The organism is Variovorax sp. YR752 (assembly GCF_943372545.1).
This window is the reverse complement of the sequence record NZ_CALRZC010000023.1, coordinates 17,171-35,353: the sequence shown is the minus strand read 5'-3', so window position 1 is coordinate 35,353 and position 18,183 is coordinate 17,171. Positions and strand designations below refer to the sequence as shown.

Sequence of the window (18,183 nt, the reverse complement as noted above, 5' to 3'; positions counted from 1 at the left end):
CAGTGACAAGGGCGTTCGGGGTAGTCCCTAAAACCCGACACCGGGCCGATCCGCTACCGTCCGAACGCCCTGTCCAGCAGAGACAGAACTCACTTCCGGAGAGCTCTCGATGAACTTCACGAAACACGTCCTCGGCACGCTGTGCGGTGCGATGGTCATGACCGGCGCCTGGGCGCAGAAGGGCGAGACCGTCAAGATCGCCTGGATCGACCCGCTGTCGGGCCCGTTCGCCAACATCGGCCAGAACAGCCTGAAGACCTTCCAGTTCGTGGCCGAGAAGGTCAGCGCCAGCAACCCCGCCGGCGTGAAGTTCGAAGTCGTCTCGTTCGACAACAAGGCCTCGCCGCAGGAGAGCCTGACGGTGCTCAAGGCTGCCATCGACCAGGGCATCCGCTACGTCACGCAGGGCAACGGTTCGGGCGCGGCCGGCGCCATCCTCGACGCGATCAACAAGCACAACGAGCGCAACCCCGGCAAGGAGGTGGTGTTCTTCAACAACGCCGCCGTCGACCCCGACCTGACCAACAGCAAGTGCAGCTTCTGGCACTTCCGCTTCGACGCCGACACCTCCATGAAGATGGAGGCCCTGACGACGTACATGAAGGACGAGAAGAACGTCAAGAAGGTCTACATCATCGGCCAGAACTATGCGCACGGCCACCAGGTCGCCAAGTTCTTCAAGGAAGCGCTGGCGCGCAAGCGCCCGGACGTGCAGATCGTCGGCGATGACCTGCACCCGATCGGCCAGGTGAAGGACTTCGCGCCCTACATCGCCAAGATCAAGGCCTCGGGCGCCGACAGCGTGGTCACCGGCAACTGGGGCACCGACATGTCGCTGCTCATCAAGGCCGCCAAGGACGCCGGGCTCGACGCGAACTTCTACACCTACTACGCGGGTGCGAACGGCTCGCCCTCGGCGATCGGCCCGACGATGGACGGCAAGATCAAGTTCGTCTACATCGGCCACGCCAACATCCCGGAGCTGGCCAAGTGGACGCAGGAGTTCCACGGCAAGTTCAAGGAGGATCTGTCGCTGCTGTCGACGCTGCACGTGCTCCCGACGCTGGCCGCCGGCATCGCCAAGGCCAAGTCGACCGACCCCGTCAAGGTGGCCAGCGCGATGGAAGGCCTGACCGTGAAGAGCTTCTCCGGTGACGTGCAGGTGCGCGCGGCCGACCACCAGCTGCAGCAGCCGCTGTACATCGCCACCTGGAAGAAGATCACCGACCCGAAGAAGCAGTGGAACGCCGAGGGCACCGGCTTCACCTGGGTGCAGGACAAGGTGTTCGAACCCTACGTGTCGAGCACGCCGACCTCGTGCCAGATGAAGCGTCCGGGCGCCTGATCGCCTGATCCCCGACAGGCCCGCCGGAGCCGTCTCCCGCGGGCCTTGTCTTTCCTGGCCAGCGTTTCGGGGCGGACTTGGACCAACTTCTCATCAACCTGCTCAACGGCATCAGCTCCGGGCTGCTGCTGTTCATGCTCAGCTCGGGCCTGACGCTGATCTTCAGCATGATGGGCGTGCTGAACTTCGCGCACGCCAGCTTCTACATGCTGGGTGCCTACTTCGCCTACACGCTGACCGGCGTGATCGGCTTCTGGGCGGCGCTGGTGCTGGCGCCGCTGCTGGTCGGCCTGTCGGGTGCGCTGTTCGAGCGCGGCATCCTGCGCAAGGTGCACAAGTTCGGCCATGTGGCCGAGCTGCTGGTCACCTTCGGCCTGTCCTACGTGCTCTACGAACTGGTGCAGCTGATCTGGGGCCGCACCTCGGTGCCGTTCACGCCGCCGCAGGCGCTGCAGGGCACGGCGTTCACCATCGTGCAGTCCTCGGCCGACAGCATGCGCCTGGTGGCCGGCGTCGCGCCCGAGGCCATGTGCAAGGGCGCCGGCGAGGTGATCGTGCAGTGCTCGCGCTTTCCGCTGAACCGCGCCTTCCTCGCCGCGGTGGCGCTGTTCATGCTGCTCGGCCTGTGGCTGCTGCTGACGCGCACGCGCATCGGCCTGGTCATCCAGGCCGCGCTGACCCACCCGGAGATGGCCGAGTCGCTCGGCCACAACGTGCCGCGTGTGTTCATGCTGGTGTTCGGCGCCGGATGCGCGATGGCGGGCCTGGCCGGCGTGACCGGCGGCATCACCTTCGTCACCGAGCCGAACATGTCGAACATCGGCCCGATCATCTTCGCGGTGATCGTGGTCGGCGGCATGGGCTCGCTGCCCGGCGCCTTCGTCGGCTCGCTGCTGATCGGCCTGCTGCAGACCATGCCGCTGACGGTGGACAAGTCGCTGATCGACCTCGGCCAGCGCCTCGGCTGGGCGATCGGGCCGGACAGCCCGATCTACCCGATCGCCAAGATCACCCTGGCGCAGACCGCGCCCATCCTTCCCTACCTGCTGCTCGTGCTGATCCTGATCCTGCGACCGCGCGGACTCCTTGGCCAACGCGAGGACTGATGCGATGGCCAACAACGTCTATCGATTCAAGCCCTGGAACGTCGGCCGCTGGCTGATCTGGGGCGTCTTCGCCTTGTTGCTGATCGTCGCGCCGATGGCCTGGACGAGCAGCCTGGGGTTGACCATGCTGTCGCAGATGGGCATCGCGATCATCGCCTGCCTGTCCTACAACGTGCTGCTGGGGCAGGGCGGCATGCTCAGTTTCGGCCATGCGGTCTACACCGGCCTGGGCTCCTTCCTGGCCATCCACACGCTCAACGCGGCGACGGCCGGCACGTTCCCGATTCCGGTCAGCCTGATCCCGATCGTCGGCGGCCTGGCCGGCTTCGCCTTCGCCGCGCTGCTCGGCTTCGTGACGACCAAGAAGTCCGGCACCACCTTCGCGATGATCACGCTGGGCGTGGGCGAACTGGTCTGGTCGATGTCGCTGATGCTGCCGGAGTTCTTCGGCGGCGAGGGCGGCATCTCGGGCAACCGGGTGGTCGGCAAGCCGCTCGCGGGCATCAGCTTCGGGCCGCAGGTCCAGGTCTACTACCTGATCGCGCTGTATGCCTTCGTCTGCACCGCGGCGATGTTCGCGCTGACGCGCACGCCGCTGGGCCGCATGCTCAACGCCGTGCGCGACAACCCCGAGCGTGTCGAGTTCGTCGGCTACGACACCCAGCAGGTGCGCTGGCGCGCCTTCATGATCGCCGGCTTCTTCGCCGGCATCTCGGGTGGCCTGGCGGCGCTGAACTTCGAGATCGTCACGGCCGAGGTGGTCGGCGCGGCGCGCTCGGGCGCCTACCTGCTGTTCGTCTTCCTCGGCGGCGCGACCTTCTTCTTCGGCCCGATCATCGGCGCGGTGCTGATGGTCATCGGCATCGTGCTGCTGTCGGAGTGGACCAAGGCCTGGCTGTTCTACCTCGGCCTGATCTTCCTGTTCATGGTGATGTACGCGCCCGGCGGCGTGGCCAGCCTGATCATGATGAACCTGCGCGTCGCCGCCTTCGGCAAGCTGCGCCGGCTGTGGACCGCCTACCTCGCGCTCGGCGGCGCTGGCGCGACGCTGCTGCTCGGCGTGGCGGCGATGATCGAGATGGTCTATCACGTGCAGCTCAATTCGGCGCTCGGCCCGACGATGAAGTTCCTCGGTGCGCCGCTGAACACCGGCAGCGCCGACACCTGGTTCGGCGCGCTGTTCGTCGTGATCACCGGCGCCGGCCTGTTCGAGGTGGCGCGGCGCCGCTTCGCGCAGGAGTGGGGCGAGACGCAGGGCGAGATCGAGAAGGAAATCAAGCGGAGGGAAGCACTGTGAGCTTCGCCGTTGAGTTGAAAGACGTCCGCAAGAGCTTCGGCAAGACCGAGATCATCCGTGGCGCCAGCCTGTCGGTGAAGCAGGGCGAGCGGGTGGCCATCATCGGGCCGAACGGCGCCGGCAAGTCGACGCTGTTCAACCTGATCAGCGGCCGCTTCCACGCCAGCACCGGCGACATCCTCGTCAATGGGAAGTCCATCCTCGGACGCAAGCCCTTCGAGATCAACCGCATGGGGCTGGCGCGCAGCTTCCAGGTCAGCAACCTGTTCGTGCGCCTGTCGGTGTTCGAGAACATCCGCTGCGCCGTGCTGTGGTCGCGGGGCTATCGCTACTCGTTCTGGCGCTTCCTCGCCGACGCGAAGGACGCCAACGACCGCACCGACGAGGTGCTGAAGATGATCAAGCTCGACAAGCGGCGCGACGTGCTGGCGATGAACCTGACCTACGCCGAACAGCGTGCGCTGGAGATCGGCATCACCATCGCCGGCGGCGCCGACGTGATCCTGCTCGACGAACCGACCGCCGGCATGAGCCGCAGCGAGACCACGCGCTTCGTGCAGCTGATCCGTGAGGTCACCGAGGGCAAGACGCTGCTGACGGTGGAGCACGACATGGGCGTGGTGTTCGGTCTGGCCGACCGCATCGCCGTGCTGGTCTACGGCGAGGTGATCGCCTTCGACACGCCGGAAGCCGTGCGCGCCAACCCGCGCGTGCAGGAGGCCTACCTCGGCTCGGTGCTGGCCGAGGCGCAGGCGTCGGGGGCCCAGGTATGAGCCTGTTGAAGGTCGACAACCTGCACGCCTACTACGGCAAGAGCCATGTGCTGCACGGCGTGCACATGAACGTGCAGCCGGGCGAGATCGTCGCGCTGCTCGGCCGCAACGGTTCGGGCCGCTCGACCACGGTGAAGGCCATCATGGGCCTGGTCGACGGCAGCGGCTCGGTGAAGTACCGCGACCAGGAGGTGCTCGGCCGCAAGCCCTTCGAGATCGCCCACCTGGGCCTGGGCTACGTGCCGGAGAACCGCGACATCTTCCCCAAGCTCACGGTGCACCAGAACCTGATGCTCGGCGAGAAGCGCGGCAAGAAGCAGCCGCGCTGGAGCTTCGACGACATGTACCGGCTGTTCCCGCGCCTGAAGGAGCGGCAGCACACGCAGGCCGGCGTGATGTCCGGCGGCGAGCAGCAGATGCTGACGCTGTGCCGCACGCTGATGGGCGACCCTGACCTGATCATGATCGACGAGCCCACCGAGGGCCTGGCGCCGATGATCGTCGAGCTGGTCGCCGAGTACCTGAAGGAGCTGAAGAACCGAGGCGTCTCGGTGCTGCTGGTCGAGCAGAAGCTGACGATCGCGCTGGAGATCTCGCAGCGCTGCTACGTGATGGGGCATGGCAGCATCGTCTTCGAGGGCACCCCGGCCGAGCTGCGCGCCAACGCCTATATTCGCAAGGAGTGGCTCGAGGTCTGACGGCCGCGGCGCTGTCACGGCAGCGACATGGCCCCGGCATTCGAGCGCCCTAGAATCGAACGATCGTTCTTTTCTGCTCCATCCCCCGCCTCCCGACCGAGAGGAACACCGCATGACCGCCACCTACCAGACCCGCGGCGACGTCGCCGTCATCACGCTCGACAACCCGCCGGTCAACGGCCTCGGTTATGAAACTCGCCTGGGCATCGTCAACGGCCTCGACAAGGCGCTCGGTGACGCTGCCATCAAGGCGATCGTGCTTACCGGCGCCGGCAAGGCCTTCTCGGGCGGCGCCGACATCCGCGAGTTCGGCTCGCCCAAGGCAATCGCCGAGCCCAACCTGCTGTCGGTGATCCTGGCGCTGGAGGCTTCCAGCAAGCCGCTCGTCGCCGCGGTGCACAGCGTCGCGATGGGCGGCGGCCTGGAGCTGGCGCTGGGCTGCCACTACCGCGTGACGGCGCCGGGCGCGCAGATCGCGCTGCCGGAAGTGAAGATCGGCCTGATCCCCGGCGCCGGCGGCACGCAACGCCTGCCGCGGGTGCTGGGCCTGGAGAACGCGCTGAACATGATCGTCAGCGGCGAGCCGGTGGCCAGTGAACTGCTGGCCAAGGCGCCGGGCCAGAAGCTGTTCGACCGCGTGATCGAGGGCGACCTGCTCGAGGGCGCCATCGCCTTCGCGCACGAAATCGTCGACAAACGTCCGCTGCCGCTGGTGCGCAACCTGAAGGTCGAGCACACCAACGCGCCGGCCTACCTGCAGTTCGCGCGCAACACGGTGGGCGCGATGGCGCGCAACTTCCCGGCGCCGCCGAAGTGCGTCGATGCTGTCGCCGCGTCGACGACGATGAAGTTCGACGAGGGCATGAAGTACGAGCGCGAGCTCTTCATGGGCCTGATGATCACGCCGGAGTGCAAGGCGCTGCGCCACGCCTTCATGGCCGAGCGCGCGACGACCAAGATCCCGGACGTGCCGGCCGACACGCCCGTGCGCGCGGTGAAGAAGCTCGCCGTGATCGGCGCCGGCACCATGGGCGGCGGCATCACGATGAACTTCCTCAACGCCGGCATTCCGGTGGTGATGCTGGAGATGAAGCAGGACGCGCTGGACCGCGGCGTCGCCACCATCCGCAAGAACTACGAGGCGCAGGTCAAGAAGGGCAAGCTGAAGCAGGACAAGTACGAGCAGCGCATGAGCCTGCTGAGCACGACGCTCCAGTACGACGACCTGAAGGATGCCGACATGGTCATCGAGGCCGTGTTCGAGGACATGGGCGTCAAGGAGCAGGTCTTCAAGACGCTGGACGAGGTGATGAAGCCCGGCGCGATCCTGGCCTCCAACACCTCGACGCTGGACGTCAACAAGATCGCCAGCTTCACCAAGCGCCCGCAGGACGTGATCGGCACGCACTTCTTCAGCCCGGCCAACGTGATGAAGCTGCTTGAGGTGGTACGTGGCGAGAAGACCGCCAAGGACGTGCTCGCCACCGTGATGCAGCTCGGCAAGAAGATCAGGAAGACCTGCGTGGTCTCGGGTGTCTGCGACGGCTTCATCGGCAACCGCATGATCGAGCAGTACTCGCGCCAGGCCGGCTTCCTGCTGGAGGAGGGCTGCACGCCAGCACAGGTGGACAAGGCGGCCGAGAAGTTCGGCTTCGCGATGGGGCCGTTCCGCATGGGCGACCTCGCGGGCAACGACGTGGGCTGGTACATCCGCAAGCGCCGCTACCAGGAGAAGCCGAACCTGCGCTACAGCAAGACGGCCGACCTGCTGTGCGAGCTCGGCCGCTTCGGCCAGAAGACCGGCGCCGGCTGGTACGACTACGTGGCGGGCAAGCGCGACGCGATCCCGTCCAAGCTGGTCGAGGAGATGATCGCCAAGCACCGCACGGAGCTGGGCATCACGCCGCGCAAGATCTCCGACGAGGAGATCGTGCAGCGCCTGGTGTTCGCGCTGGTCAACGAGGGTGCGCGCATCGTCGAGGAGGGCATCGCGCTGCGCGCCTCGGACATCGACATGGTCTACCTCACCGGCTATGGCTTCCCGCTGTTCCGCGGCGGACCGATGAACTATGCCGACACGGTGGGCCTGTTCAACGTCGTGCAGGCGATGAAGCGATTTGCCAAGAACCCGAACGACGACGCCAAGTTCTGGGAGCCGGCACCGCTGCTCGCGAAGCTGGCGGCCGAAGGCAAGACCTTCAGCTGAACGTCGTCCACCCCACCGGAGCCCAGCCATGAGCGAACGCGCCACGTTCACCCGCATGGAAGAGAGCACTGCGGACGACTGGCGCAAGATCGCCGGCGAGTACGCGCCCTTCGTCAAGACGCTGCCCGACCGGCTGATCGCCCACCTGAAGCTGCTCGAAGGCGACTACGGCGGCTTCCCGGTCGACCGCTACACGCACTCGCTGCAGACCGCCACGCGCGCGCTGCGCGACGGCCGCGACGAGGAGTACGTGGTCTGCGCGTTGCTGCACGACATCGGCGACACGCTGGGCAGTTTCAACCACTTCGACATCGCCGCGGCGATCCTGAAGCCGGTGGTCAGCGAGGAGAACCTCTGGATGGTGCAGAACCACGGCATCTTCCAGGGCTACTACTTTTTCCACCACCTCGGGCTGGACCGCAATCTGCGCGACCAGTTCGCCGGCCATCCGCACTACGCGCGCACCGAGGAGTTCTGCGCGCTGTACGACAACCCGGCGTTCGACGCGAAGGCCGAAACGCTGCCGATCGAAGAGTTCACGCCGATGCTGCGCCGCGTCTTCGCGCAGCCCCGCAACAGCATCTACAAGGCGGCGATGCCCGCCGCCGCCTGACAACAGGAGTCCTCCATGACCAACGCCGTCATCGTTTCGACCGCCCGCACGCCCCTGGCCAAGAGCTGGAAGGGCGCCTTCAACATGACCCACGGCGCCACGCTGGGCGGCCACGCCGTGGCCGCCGCCGTGCAGCGCGCCGGCATCGAGGCCGCCGAGGTCGACGACGTCATCATGGGCTGCGCCAACCCCGAGGGCGCCACCGGCGCCAACATCGCGCGCCAGATCGCGCTGCGCGCCGGGCTGCCGATCACCACCGGCGGCATGACCGTCAACCGCTTCTGTTCCAGCGGCCTGCAGACCATCGCGATGGCGGCGCAGCGCATCATCGCCGGCGAGGGCGACGTCTACGCCGCCGGCGGCGTGGAGAGCATTTCCTGCGTGCAGAACGAGATGAACAAGCACATGCTGGCCGACCCCTGGCTGGTGCAGCACAAGCCGGAGATTTACTGGAGCATGCTGCAGACCGCCGAGCAGGTGGCCAAGCGCTACGGCATCGCCCGCGAACGCATGGACCAGTACGGCGCGGCCAGCCAGCAGAAGGCCTGCGCCGCGCAGGAAGCCGGCAAGTTCAAGGACGAGATCGCACCGATCACCGTGATGGCCGGCGTGGCCGATGCACAGCTCGGCCTGCGCAGCAAGGAAGTGACCTGCAGCGCCGACGAAGGCCTGCGCCCCGGCACCACCTACGAAGCCGTGGCTGGCATCAAGCCGGCGATGCCCGGCGGCGTGATCGCCGCGGGCAACGCCAGCCAGTTCAGCGACGGCGGCGGCGCCTGCATCGTCATGAACGAGACGCTGGCCGAGAAGAAGGGCCTGAAGCCGCTGGGCCGCTTCCTCGGCTTCGCGGTCGCCGGCTGCGAGCCCGACGAGATGGGCATCGGCCCGGTGTTTGCCGTGCCCAAGGTGCTCAAGCGCCTGGGCCTGACGGTGGCCGACATCGACCTGTGGGAACTCAACGAGGCCTTCGCCGTGCAGGTGTTGTACTGCGCCGACACGCTGGGCATCCCGATGGACCGCTTGAACGTCAACGGCGGCGCGATCGCCGTCGGCCACCCCTATGGCGTGAGCGGCCAGCGCCTGACCGGCCACGCGCTCATCGAAGGCAAGCGGCGTGGAGCCAAGCGCGTGGTGGTGACGATGTGCATCGGCGGCGGCATGGGCGCAGCCGGGGTCTTCGAGGTGCTCTGATGGCGGACTCCGGTGGCCCGTCCCCGGTGACGGTGTCGCCGGAAGCCTTCCTGGCCATGGGCCGGGACATCCTCGCCAGGCAGCCGTTCAGCATCCTGCTCGGCGCGCAGCTCAATGCGCTCGAACCGGGCCGCTGCGAGCTGCAGGTGAGCATCGCCGAGCACCTCAAGCAGCAGCATGGCTTCGTGCACGGCGGCGTGCTTGCCTATCTGGCCGACAACGCGCTCACCTACGCCGGCGGCACCGCGCTGCGCGTGCCGGTGCTCACCGGCGAGTTCAAGATCAACTACGTGCGCCCGGCGGTCGGCGACCGGCTCCTTGCCCGTGCCGAGGCCGTGCACATCGGCAAGTCACAGGCGGTGTGCCGTTGCGAGGTCTATGCCGTCAGCCCGACCGGCGAGAAGCTCTGCGCGCTGGCGCAGGGCACCATCGTCGCCGCGCCCGAACAGAAATCGATGTGACCATGAGCTACCGCCAGACCACCGACTTCCTGCTCCACGATTGGCTGAACGTCGAATCGCTGCAGCAGCGTGCGCGCTTCGCCGAGCACAACCGCGAGACCTTCGACGCCGTGCTCGACATGTGCGAGAAGCTCGCCGCCGACAAGTTCGCATCGATCAACCGGCTCGTCGACACCGAGGAGCCCTGGTTCGACGGTGAGAAGGTGCACGTGCCGGAGGCGTCACGCGCCGCGGCACGCGCCTATGCCGAGTCCGGCATGCTCGCCGCCGCGCAGGACTACGAACTCGGCGGCATGCAGTTGCCCTGCGTGGTCGAGATGGCCGCGCATGCCTTCTTCTCCAAGGCCGGCATCGGCGTCGGCGGCGCCGGCATGCTGACCAGCGGCAACGCCAACCTGCTGATGGCGCATGGCACGCCGGCGCAGCAGGAGGTGTTCGCGAAGAACGAATTCGCCGGGCGCTTCTTCGGCACCATGTGCCTGTCCGAGCCGCAGGCGGGCTCCAGCCTGTCGGACATCGTCACCCGCGCCACGCCCGACGGCGAGGGCTTCGAGCGCGATCCGCTCGGCCCGCGCTACCGCCTGCGCGGCAACAAGATGTGGATCAGCAACGGTGAGCACGAGATGGCCGAGAACATCGTCCACCTCGTGCTGGCCAAGATCCCCGGGCCGGACGGCAAGCTGGTGCCTGGCACGCGCGGCATCTCGCTGTTCATCGTGCCGAAGAAGCTGGTCGACACCGAGGGCCGGCTCACTGGCGAGCGCAACGACGTGGCACTCGCCGGCCTCAACCACAAGCTCGGCTACCGCGGCATTCCGAACACGCTGCTGAACTTCGGCGAGGGCAGGTACCCGGTGCGCGGCAGCAGTGGCGCGATCGGCTACCTGGTCGGCAAGCCGGGCGAGGGCTTGCGCTGCATGTTCCACATGATGAACGAGGCACGCATCGCCGTCGGCCTGGGCGCCACCATGCTCGGCTACGCCGGCTACGAGGCCAGCCTCGACTACGCGCGCAACCGGCCGCAGGGCCGGGCCATGGGCCCCACGGGCAAGGACGCCACTCAGCCGCAGATCCCGATCATCCAGCACGCCGATGTCAAGCGCATGCTGCTGGCGCAGAAGAGCTGGTGCGAGGGCGCGCTGGCGCTCGAGCTGTACTGCGCGCGCCTGGTCGACGAGCAGCACACCGGTGCGCCGGACGATGCCGCGCAGGCCGCGCTGCTGCTGGAGATGCTCACGCCGATCGCGAAGAGCTGGCCCAGCGAGTGGTGCCTGGAGGCGAACAGCCTGGCCATCCAGGTGCACGGCGGCTACGGCTACACGCGCGACTTCCCGGTCGAGCAGTACTGGCGCGACAACCGCCTGAACATGATCCACGAGGGCACGCACGGCATCCAGGCGCTGGACCTGCTCGGGCGCAAGGTGGTGATGGACGGCGGCAAGGGGCTGCAACTGCTCGCTGCACGCATCAACACGACGATCGAGCGCGCGCTGGCCGTGCCCGAACTCGCCGAGATGGCCAATGCGCTGGCCGCCGCGCTGGCCGAGGTCGGCCGCGCCACCAAGGCGGCGTGGGCGACCGGCAACCCGGAAGAAGCGCTGGGCAATGCCGTGCCTTACCTGCAGGCCTTCGGCCATACGGTGATCGCTTGGATCTGGCTGGACGTGGCGGCGTGTGCGTTGGCCAAACGTGCCACGCTTGACGACGCGCTGGTGCAGGGCAAGCTCGCCGCGTGCCGCTTCTTCTTCCGCCACGACCTGCCCAAGGTCGCGGCCTGGCTGCAGGTGGTGGCCTCGCGCGACGACACCTGCCGCACGATGGAGGACCATTGGTTCTGAGATGAAGAACGCGACGATCGAGACCTGGATCTGGGTGCTGATCTACGGCGGGCTGATCGGCATCGGCCTCGGGCTGGCGATGCAGCAGCAGGGTGCGCGTGTGCTGGGGCAGGTGCTCGTGGCCGTCGGCGGCATCGTCGCGGCGGTGGGCGTGGTGCTGATCTGGGTGCGTTCGCGCCGGAAGGACGATCGATGATGCGCCGCTGCATCGGCCTGCTGCTGGCGATGTGGTCGTCGGCGGCCATGGCGCAGGTCTATGAGTTCCCGCGCTTCGACAACGCCGCGCAGGTGCGTGCCGAGTGCGATCGCATGCTGGTCGACCTGAAGCAGCGCGAACGTGCGATCGAGGTCTTGCCCGAAGGCGCCGACGTGCTCGGCGCGATCGACGCGCAGATGCAGCGCATCGAGGACACGCTCGGCCCGCTGTGGCTGCTGCCGGCGGTGCATCCGGCCAAGGCGGTGCGCGACGCCGCCGATGCCTGCGACCTCGCTTTCCAGGGCTTCAGCAGCGCTTTCCTGCAGAACGCACGCATCTACGCGCGGCTGAAGAGCGCGCCGGTGGCCGACGACATCGACCGCCGCCTGCAGCGCGAGCAGCTCGATGCCTTCGAGGACTCCGGCGTCGCGCTGCGGCCGGCAGCGCAGCAGCGTGTGCGGCGCATCAACCGGGAACTGACACGGCTGGCGCAGGACTTCGATCGCCGCATCCGCGAGAGCCGCGACCGCGTGGCCTTCACGGCCGCCGAACTCGAAGGCGTTCCCGATGACGTGTGGAAGAACGCGCCGCGGGACCGGCGCGGCCGCTACCTGCTCGGCCTGGACTACCCCACCGCCGACCCGGTGCTGCAGCATGCACGGCAGGAGTCGACGCGCGAGCGCCTGTGGCGCGCGACCATGCGCCAGGGCGGCGAAACGAACCTGCGGACGCTGGCCCGGCTCGCGGCGCTGCGCCGCGAGTACGCGCGCCTGTTCGGTTTCGACTCGTACGCCGATTTCGCGCTGCGCCGGCGCATGGTGAAGAGCGAGGCGCAGGCGTCGCGCTTCCTGGCCGACGTGGGCGAGGCCGTCGCGCAGCGCGAACGGGCCGACCTCGCGATGCTGCGCGCCGAGAAGGCCGGCCTCGCCGGCACCGCGCCCGAGACCACGGTGGTGCGGCGCTGGGACGTTCCCTTCCTGAGCGAGCGCCTGCGCTCGCAGCGCTACGCGGTCGACGAGGAAGCCTTCCGCCCGTACTTCCCCCCGCAGCGCAGCCTCGAGTTCGTCTTCACGCTGGCGCAGCGCCTGTTCGGCGTGCACTTCGAGCCGCTGCAGCAGACGCTGTGGCACCCGCAGGCGCGCGCCTACGCCGCACGCGACCAGAACGGCACGCTGCTGGGCACGCTGTTCGTCGATCTGTTTCCGCGGCCAGACAAGTACAACCACGCAGCGGTCTGGTCGTTCCGCAATGTCTCGACGAAGAGCGGGCGGCTGCCGGCGGCGGCGCTGGTCGTCAACTTCAACGACAAGGGCCTGACGCTGTCCGAACTGGAGACGCTGCTACACGAGTTCGGCCATGCGCTGCATGCGCTGCTGTCGAGCACGCGCTACACGCTCAACGGCGGTACCAACGTGCAGCTCGACTTCGCCGAGGCGCCGTCGCAGATGCTCGAGGACTGGGTCTACGACCCGGCCGTGCTGGCGCTGTTCCAGCAGGTCTGCGGCGACTGCCCGCCGGTGCCGCGCGAGATGATCGAGCGTGCCGAGCGCGCGCGCCACTTCGCCAAGGGCATCGCGACGACGCGGCAGCTGATCTTCGCCAACTACGACCTCGCGCTGTACGGGCGCCGCAGCGAAGACCCGATGCGGCTGTGGGAGCGCATGGAGCGCGCCACGCCGCTGGGGCACGTCAGGGGCACGATGTTCCCCGCCGGCTTCAGCCACGTGGCCAGCGGTTACTCGGCCGGCTACTACGCCTACATGTTGAGCATGGTGGTGGCCGAGGACCTGCGCACGCCGTTCGCGGCCGACCGGCTCGACGCCTCAACCGGCCGGCGCTACCGCGACAGCGTGCTGGCCAACGGCGGACAGGTGGCACCGGAAGAGCTGGTGCAGCGCTTCCTGGGCCGGCCGGGCAATCGCGAGGCCTTCTTCCGCAGCCTGAACAAAGAATGAACCGAACGACATCCGGAGACCGATCATGAGCACACCGATCCAGAAACTCTTCGACCTCAGCGGCCAGACCGCGCTGGTCACCGGCGGCTCGCGCGGCCTGGGGCTGCAGATCGCCGAGGCGCTGGGCGAGGCCGGCGCGAAGATCTTCCTGACCTCGCGCAAGGCCGCCGACCTGGAGGAGGCGACGGCGCACCTGCAGGCGCGCGGCATCGACGCCCGCTGGGTGGCGGCCGACATGAGCCAGCCGGCCGACATCGAGCGGGTGGCCGGCGAGGCGCTGCAGCGCCTGGGCGACATCGACATCCTCGTCAACAACGCCGGTGCCACCTGGGGCGCACCGGCCGAGGACTATCCGCTCGATGCCTGGGACAAGGTGATGAACCTGAACATCCGCAGCATCTTCCTGATGAGCCAGCAGATCGGCCGCCGCAGCATGATCCCGAGGAAGCGCGGCCGCATCATCAACGTCGCGTCGATTGCCGGCCTGAGCGGATCGGGCGACGTCGAGTTCATCGCCTACGGCACCAGCAAGGGCGCGGTGGTCAACTTCACGCGTACGCTGGCCGGCGAGTGGGGCGAGCACGGCATCACCGTCAATGCGCTGGCGCCGGGCTTCTTCCCGAGCAAGATGACCAAGGGCACGCTGGAGCGCATCGGCAGCGACCGGCTGGCCAAGGCCGCGCCGCTGCGCCGCATCGGCGACGACGACGACCTCAAGGGCGCGGCGCTGCTGTTCGCGTCTGCCGCCGGCAAGCACATCACCGGGCAGATCCTGGCGGTGGACGGCGGTGTGAGCGCGGTCCACCACGGCGGTTGAGTCGCGGATGCAGTTCCTCGCCACCATCCCCTTCGTCGACCTGCTCGGCATGGAGCTGGTCGCCTGCGAGGCCGGGCAGGCCGAGATCGCGCTGACGCTGCGCGAGGAGCTGACGAACTCATGGAGCGTGGCGCACGGCGGCGTGACGATGACGCTGCTCGACGTGGTGATGGCGCATGCCGCGCGCAGCCCCAACCAGCCGGGCCACCCCGAATCGCCCGGCGTGGTGACGATCGAGATGAAGACCAGCTTTCTGCGCGCCGGCCTCGGCCGCCTCACCGCGCGCGGCAAGCTGCTGCACCGCACCGCGTCGCTGGCCTTCACCGAGGGCACGGTGGTCGACGACAAGGGCGAACTGCTCGCGCATGCCAGCGGCACGTTCAAGTACATGAAGGGCCTGCCGGCCGGCGGGCGCCGCATCCAGAGGCTCAACGCCTCCGACTGAAGGAGCACACGATGGCAATGATCAACAAGCAGGTGCTGCTGGCCTCGCGGCCGACGGTGGAGGCGACGGTCGACAACTTCCGCCTCGTCGAGACACCGCTTCCGGCGCTGGCCGAGGGTCAGGTGCTGGTGCGCAACCACTACCTCTCGCTCGACCCCTACATGCGCATGCGCATGAACGACGCGAAGAGCTACGCCGCGCCGCAGGCGCTGGACACGGTGATGATCGGCGGCACGGTGGGCGAGGTGGTCGACTCGAAGAATGCGAAGTTCGCCGTCGGCGACAAGGTCGTCGGCATGGGCGGCTGGCAGCAGTACAGCGTGGTCGATGGCAACCTGCCCGGCGTGATGCGCAAGGTCGACACCACGCATGTGCCGCTGTCGGCCTATCTCGGCGCGGTCGGCATGCCGGGCGTGACGGCGTGGTATGGCCTCGTCAAGTTGTGCATGCCGAAGCCCGGCGAGACCATCGTCGTCAGCGCGGCCAGCGGTGCGGTGGGCAGCGCGGTGGGCCAGCTCGCCAAGGTGCGCGGCTGCCGCGCCGTGGGCATTGCCGGCGGCGCCGACAAGTGCCGCTACGTGGTCGAAGAACTGGGCTTCGACGCCTGCGTCGACTACAAGCAGCACCGCGATGCGAAGTCGCTCGATGCGGCGCTGGCCGAGGCGGCGCCGAACGGCATCGATGGCAACTTCGAGAACGTCGGCGGCGTGATTCTCGACGCGGTGCTGCGCCGCATGAACGCCTTCGGTCGCATGGCGCTGTGCGGAATGATCAGCGGCTACGACGGCGGGGCGGTGCCGCTGTCCAATCCTTCGCTGATCCTCACGCAGCGGCTACGGCTGGAGGGCTTCATCGTCAGCGAGCACATGGAGGTGTGGCCGGAGGCGCTGAAGGAGCTGGGTGGGCTGGTGGCCACCGGCAAGCTGAAGTATCGGGAGTCGGTTGCTGCTCGCATCGAGGAGGCACCGGAGGCGTTCCTCGGACTGTTGAAGGGGAAGAACTTCGGCAAGCAGTTGGTGAAGTTGATCTGAGTCTCATCGTGCGTGCGATCGAGCGGCAAAGGCGCGTGCGGGCAGGCTTCCGCGCTTCGCTTCGGCGGTCGGCCCGATGGGCCGACTCCCTTGCGCTGCTCGGGGCCATGGCCCTGCCGCCCAACTCGCTTCGCTCACTGCGTTCGCTGCGCTCAGACAGACGGCGGCCAGTCAGTTCACGAAGCGCGCGGCGCGCGCGGGCCACACCCCCTGCGCTGCTCAGCGCCGCAGAGGCGCGCTCCAGCCTGCCCGCACGCGCCTTTGCAGGAACCGGTGGTGGTCTTCGCGGCGAGTGGGGTTCGGGTGGGGCGATTTGGGTGGCGACGAGAAGCGCAGGGTCAGGGGGCGGCGCGCGCAGCGCGCTTCGTGAACTGACTGGCCGCCGCTTGTCTGAACGGAGTGAGCGCAGCGAACGCAGTGAGTTGGGCGGCCCGCCCTTTGGTCCGAGCATCGCAGTGAAGTCGGCGCGCAGCGCCGACCGCCACCGCATGAGCCCCAGCCGAACCCCACTCGCCGCGACGCTCCGAACCTGGAGGGAGGAGACATGACGAGCACCCACGACGTCTTCAACCAGCCCAGCCCGCTGGCCGACTACAACCTCTACACGAACAATCGCCCGTTGCGCGACGCACTCGCCTTCCACCTCCCCGGACGAGACGAAGCCAGGAGCATCGAACAAGGCCAGCGCTGGGGCAGCCAGGAGTGGCAGACCCATGCGCGTCTCGCCAACACCCACCCGCCGCGCCTGCTCAGCCACGACCGCTTCGGCAGGCGCATCGACCAGGTCGAGTTCCACCCCAGCTACCACGCGTTGATGAGCGAGGCGGTCGGCGCCGGCCTGCACGGCACGCCCTGGTCGCTCGGCGCCGGCGCGCACATCGAGCGCGCGGCGGCCTTCATGCAGTTCACCGAACTCGAGCCGTCGATCCTCTGCCCGATCTCGATGACCTATGCGGTCACGCCGGCGCTGCGCAGCAACGCCGCCGTGTTCGGCGACTGGTTCGGCAAGCTGGCCAGCACCGCCTACGACCCGCGCCTCGTGCCGTTTGCCGACAAGCCCGGCCTGACCATGGGCATGGGCATGACCGAGAAGCAGGGCGGCTCGGACGTGCGTGCCAACACGACACGCGCCGTGATCGCGGAGAACACGCCCTGGGGCGTGCGCGCCGAGCTGACCGGCCACAAGTGGTTCTTCTCGGCACCGATGTGCGACGCCTTCCTCGTGCTCGCGCAGGAGGAGGGTGGCCTGTCGTGCTTCTTCCTGCCGCGGGTGCTGCCGGACGGCTCGCTCAACGCTATCCGCATCCAGCGGCTGAAGGACAAGCTGGGCAACCACGCCAACGCCAGCTCGGAGGTCGAGTTCCACGCCGCCAGCGCCTGGCGTGTCGGTGACGTGGGGCGTGGCGTCGCGCAGATCCTCGAGATGGGCACGCTGACGCGGCTGGATTGCGCGCTCGGCACAGCAGGGTTGATGCGCCAGGCGCTGTCCCTCGCGCTCAACCACACGGCTCAGCGTTCGGCCTTCGGCAAGCGCCTGATCGAGCAGCCGCTGATGAAGAACGTGCTGGCCGACATGGCGCTCGAGTCCGAAGCCGCCACCGCGCTGGCCTTGCGCCTGGCGCGTGCCATCGACCGCCAGGACGATCCCTTCGAGGCGCTGATGCGCCGCGTGCTGACACCGGTGGCCAAGTTCTGGATCTGCAAGCGCGGCAGCATGCTGGCGCAGGAGGCGATGGAGTGCCTCGGCGGCAACGGCTACGTCGAGGAAGCGGGCGAGGGCGTGATGGCACGCATCTACCGCGAGATGCCGCTGAACTCGATCTGGGAGGGCGCCGGCAACATCATGGCGCTGGACCTGCTGCGCGCGCTGCGTGGTGGCGGCAAGGCGGGCTCGGTCGCCGAGGCGCTGGCCGCCGAACTGGCGCCGGCGCGCGGCGCCCACGCCGCCTTCGACCGCTTCGCCGACGCGCTGCCCACGCGCATCGACGGCGCCAGCGACGAGATCGAGGCGCGCCGCCTGGCGCAGGACGTGGCGCTGGCCGTGCAGGCCTCGCTGCTGCGCCGCCACGCGCCGGACTTCGTTTTCGAGGCCTTCTGCCGCTCGCGCCTGGGCGGCGAGGGGGGCCAGGCCTTCGGAACGCTGCCCGGTACCGTGGCCTTCGATGCGCTGATCGCGCGGGCCATGCCGACCTGAACCAACGAGCGAGCTTC

General features: G+C 68.2%; 16 protein-coding genes. All 16 read left to right on the top strand.

Annotated elements, in window-relative coordinates; all coding sequences use genetic code 11:
- The first annotated feature begins 109 nt into the window (after nucleotides 1–109).
- The 16 genes from AAG801_RS08095 (at nucleotide 110) to AAG801_RS08020 (ending at nucleotide 18,166) form a co-directional block, all read left to right on the top strand.
- Complete coding sequence (locus tag AAG801_RS08095) at nucleotides 110–1,345, top strand: branched-chain amino acid ABC transporter substrate-binding protein (protein ID WP_341887936.1); 1,236 nt, start codon at nucleotides 110–112, stop codon at nucleotides 1,343–1,345.
- 77 nt (nucleotides 1,346–1,422) lie between these two features.
- Entirely contained in the window at nucleotides 1,423–2,451 is a 1,029-nt protein-coding gene (locus AAG801_RS08090) for a branched-chain amino acid ABC transporter permease (RefSeq protein ID WP_341887935.1), read from the top strand.
- A gap of 4 nt (nucleotides 2,452–2,455) precedes the next feature.
- Nucleotides 2,456–3,748: a branched-chain amino acid ABC transporter permease gene (locus AAG801_RS08085; RefSeq protein ID WP_341887934.1), complete on the top strand. Its 1,293-nt coding sequence runs from the start codon at nucleotides 2,456–2,458 to the stop codon at nucleotides 3,746–3,748.
- Nucleotides 3,745–4,521, top strand: a complete 777-nt coding sequence (locus tag AAG801_RS08080; RefSeq protein WP_341887933.1) for an ABC transporter ATP-binding protein — start codon at nucleotides 3,745–3,747, stop codon at nucleotides 4,519–4,521. Before AAG801_RS08085 ends, AAG801_RS08080 begins: the two co-directional genes overlap by 4 nt.
- Before the next feature lie 2 nt (nucleotides 4,522–4,523).
- Nucleotides 4,524–5,219 carry an ABC transporter ATP-binding protein gene (locus AAG801_RS08075; RefSeq protein WP_341887965.1) on the top strand — a complete coding sequence of 232 codons (696 nt, stop codon included), beginning with the start codon at nucleotides 4,524–4,526 and terminating at the stop codon, nucleotides 5,217–5,219.
- Nucleotides 5,220–5,331: 112 nt separating this feature from the next.
- Nucleotides 5,332–7,425 carry a 3-hydroxyacyl-CoA dehydrogenase NAD-binding domain-containing protein gene (locus tag AAG801_RS08070; RefSeq protein ID WP_341887932.1) on the top strand — a complete coding sequence of 698 codons (2,094 nt, stop codon included), beginning with the start codon at nucleotides 5,332–5,334 and terminating at the stop codon, nucleotides 7,423–7,425.
- A gap of 28 nt (nucleotides 7,426–7,453) precedes the next feature.
- On the top strand, nucleotides 7,454–8,038 hold the full coding sequence (locus AAG801_RS08065; protein ID WP_341887931.1) for an HD domain-containing protein: 585 nt from the start codon (nucleotides 7,454–7,456) through the stop codon (nucleotides 8,036–8,038).
- Nucleotides 8,039–8,053: 15 nt separating this feature from the next.
- A complete protein-coding gene (locus tag AAG801_RS08060) occupies nucleotides 8,054–9,229 on the top strand; it encodes an acetyl-CoA C-acyltransferase (protein WP_341887930.1) in 1,176 nt (391 codons plus the stop codon).
- Nucleotides 9,229–9,690 carry a PaaI family thioesterase gene (locus AAG801_RS08055; RefSeq protein ID WP_341887929.1) on the top strand — a complete coding sequence of 154 codons (462 nt, stop codon included), beginning with the start codon at nucleotides 9,229–9,231 and terminating at the stop codon, nucleotides 9,688–9,690. The genes AAG801_RS08060 and AAG801_RS08055 overlap by 1 nt, the downstream gene beginning before the upstream one ends.
- 2 nt (nucleotides 9,691–9,692) lie before the next feature.
- Nucleotides 9,693–11,528 carry an acyl-CoA dehydrogenase gene (locus AAG801_RS08050; RefSeq protein ID WP_341887928.1) on the top strand — a complete coding sequence of 612 codons (1,836 nt, stop codon included), beginning with the start codon at nucleotides 9,693–9,695 and terminating at the stop codon, nucleotides 11,526–11,528.
- Between the two features lies 1 nt (nucleotide 11,529).
- Nucleotides 11,530–11,724, top strand: coding sequence for a hypothetical protein (locus AAG801_RS08045; protein WP_341887927.1), 195 nt, complete (start codon nucleotides 11,530–11,532; stop codon nucleotides 11,722–11,724).
- Nucleotides 11,721–13,679, top strand: a complete 1,959-nt coding sequence (locus tag AAG801_RS08040; RefSeq protein WP_341887926.1) for a M3 family metallopeptidase — start codon at nucleotides 11,721–11,723, stop codon at nucleotides 13,677–13,679. The genes AAG801_RS08045 and AAG801_RS08040 overlap by 4 nt, the downstream gene beginning before the upstream one ends.
- A 25-nt stretch (nucleotides 13,680–13,704) precedes the next feature.
- Complete coding sequence (locus AAG801_RS08035; RefSeq protein ID WP_341887925.1) at nucleotides 13,705–14,496, top strand: SDR family oxidoreductase; 792 nt, start codon at nucleotides 13,705–13,707, stop codon at nucleotides 14,494–14,496.
- 7 nt (nucleotides 14,497–14,503) lie between these two features.
- A complete protein-coding gene (locus AAG801_RS08030) occupies nucleotides 14,504–14,941 on the top strand; it encodes a PaaI family thioesterase (protein WP_341887924.1) in 438 nt (145 codons plus the stop codon).
- Between the two features lie 11 nt (nucleotides 14,942–14,952).
- Nucleotides 14,953–15,972: an NADP-dependent oxidoreductase gene (locus AAG801_RS08025; protein WP_341887923.1), complete on the top strand. Its 1,020-nt coding sequence runs from the start codon at nucleotides 14,953–14,955 to the stop codon at nucleotides 15,970–15,972.
- Nucleotides 15,973–16,516: 544 nt separating this feature from the next.
- Nucleotides 16,517–18,166, top strand: coding sequence for an isovaleryl-CoA dehydrogenase (locus AAG801_RS08020; protein WP_341887922.1), 1,650 nt, complete (start codon nucleotides 16,517–16,519; stop codon nucleotides 18,164–18,166).
- The last annotated feature ends 17 nt before the right edge of the window (nucleotides 18,167–18,183 follow it).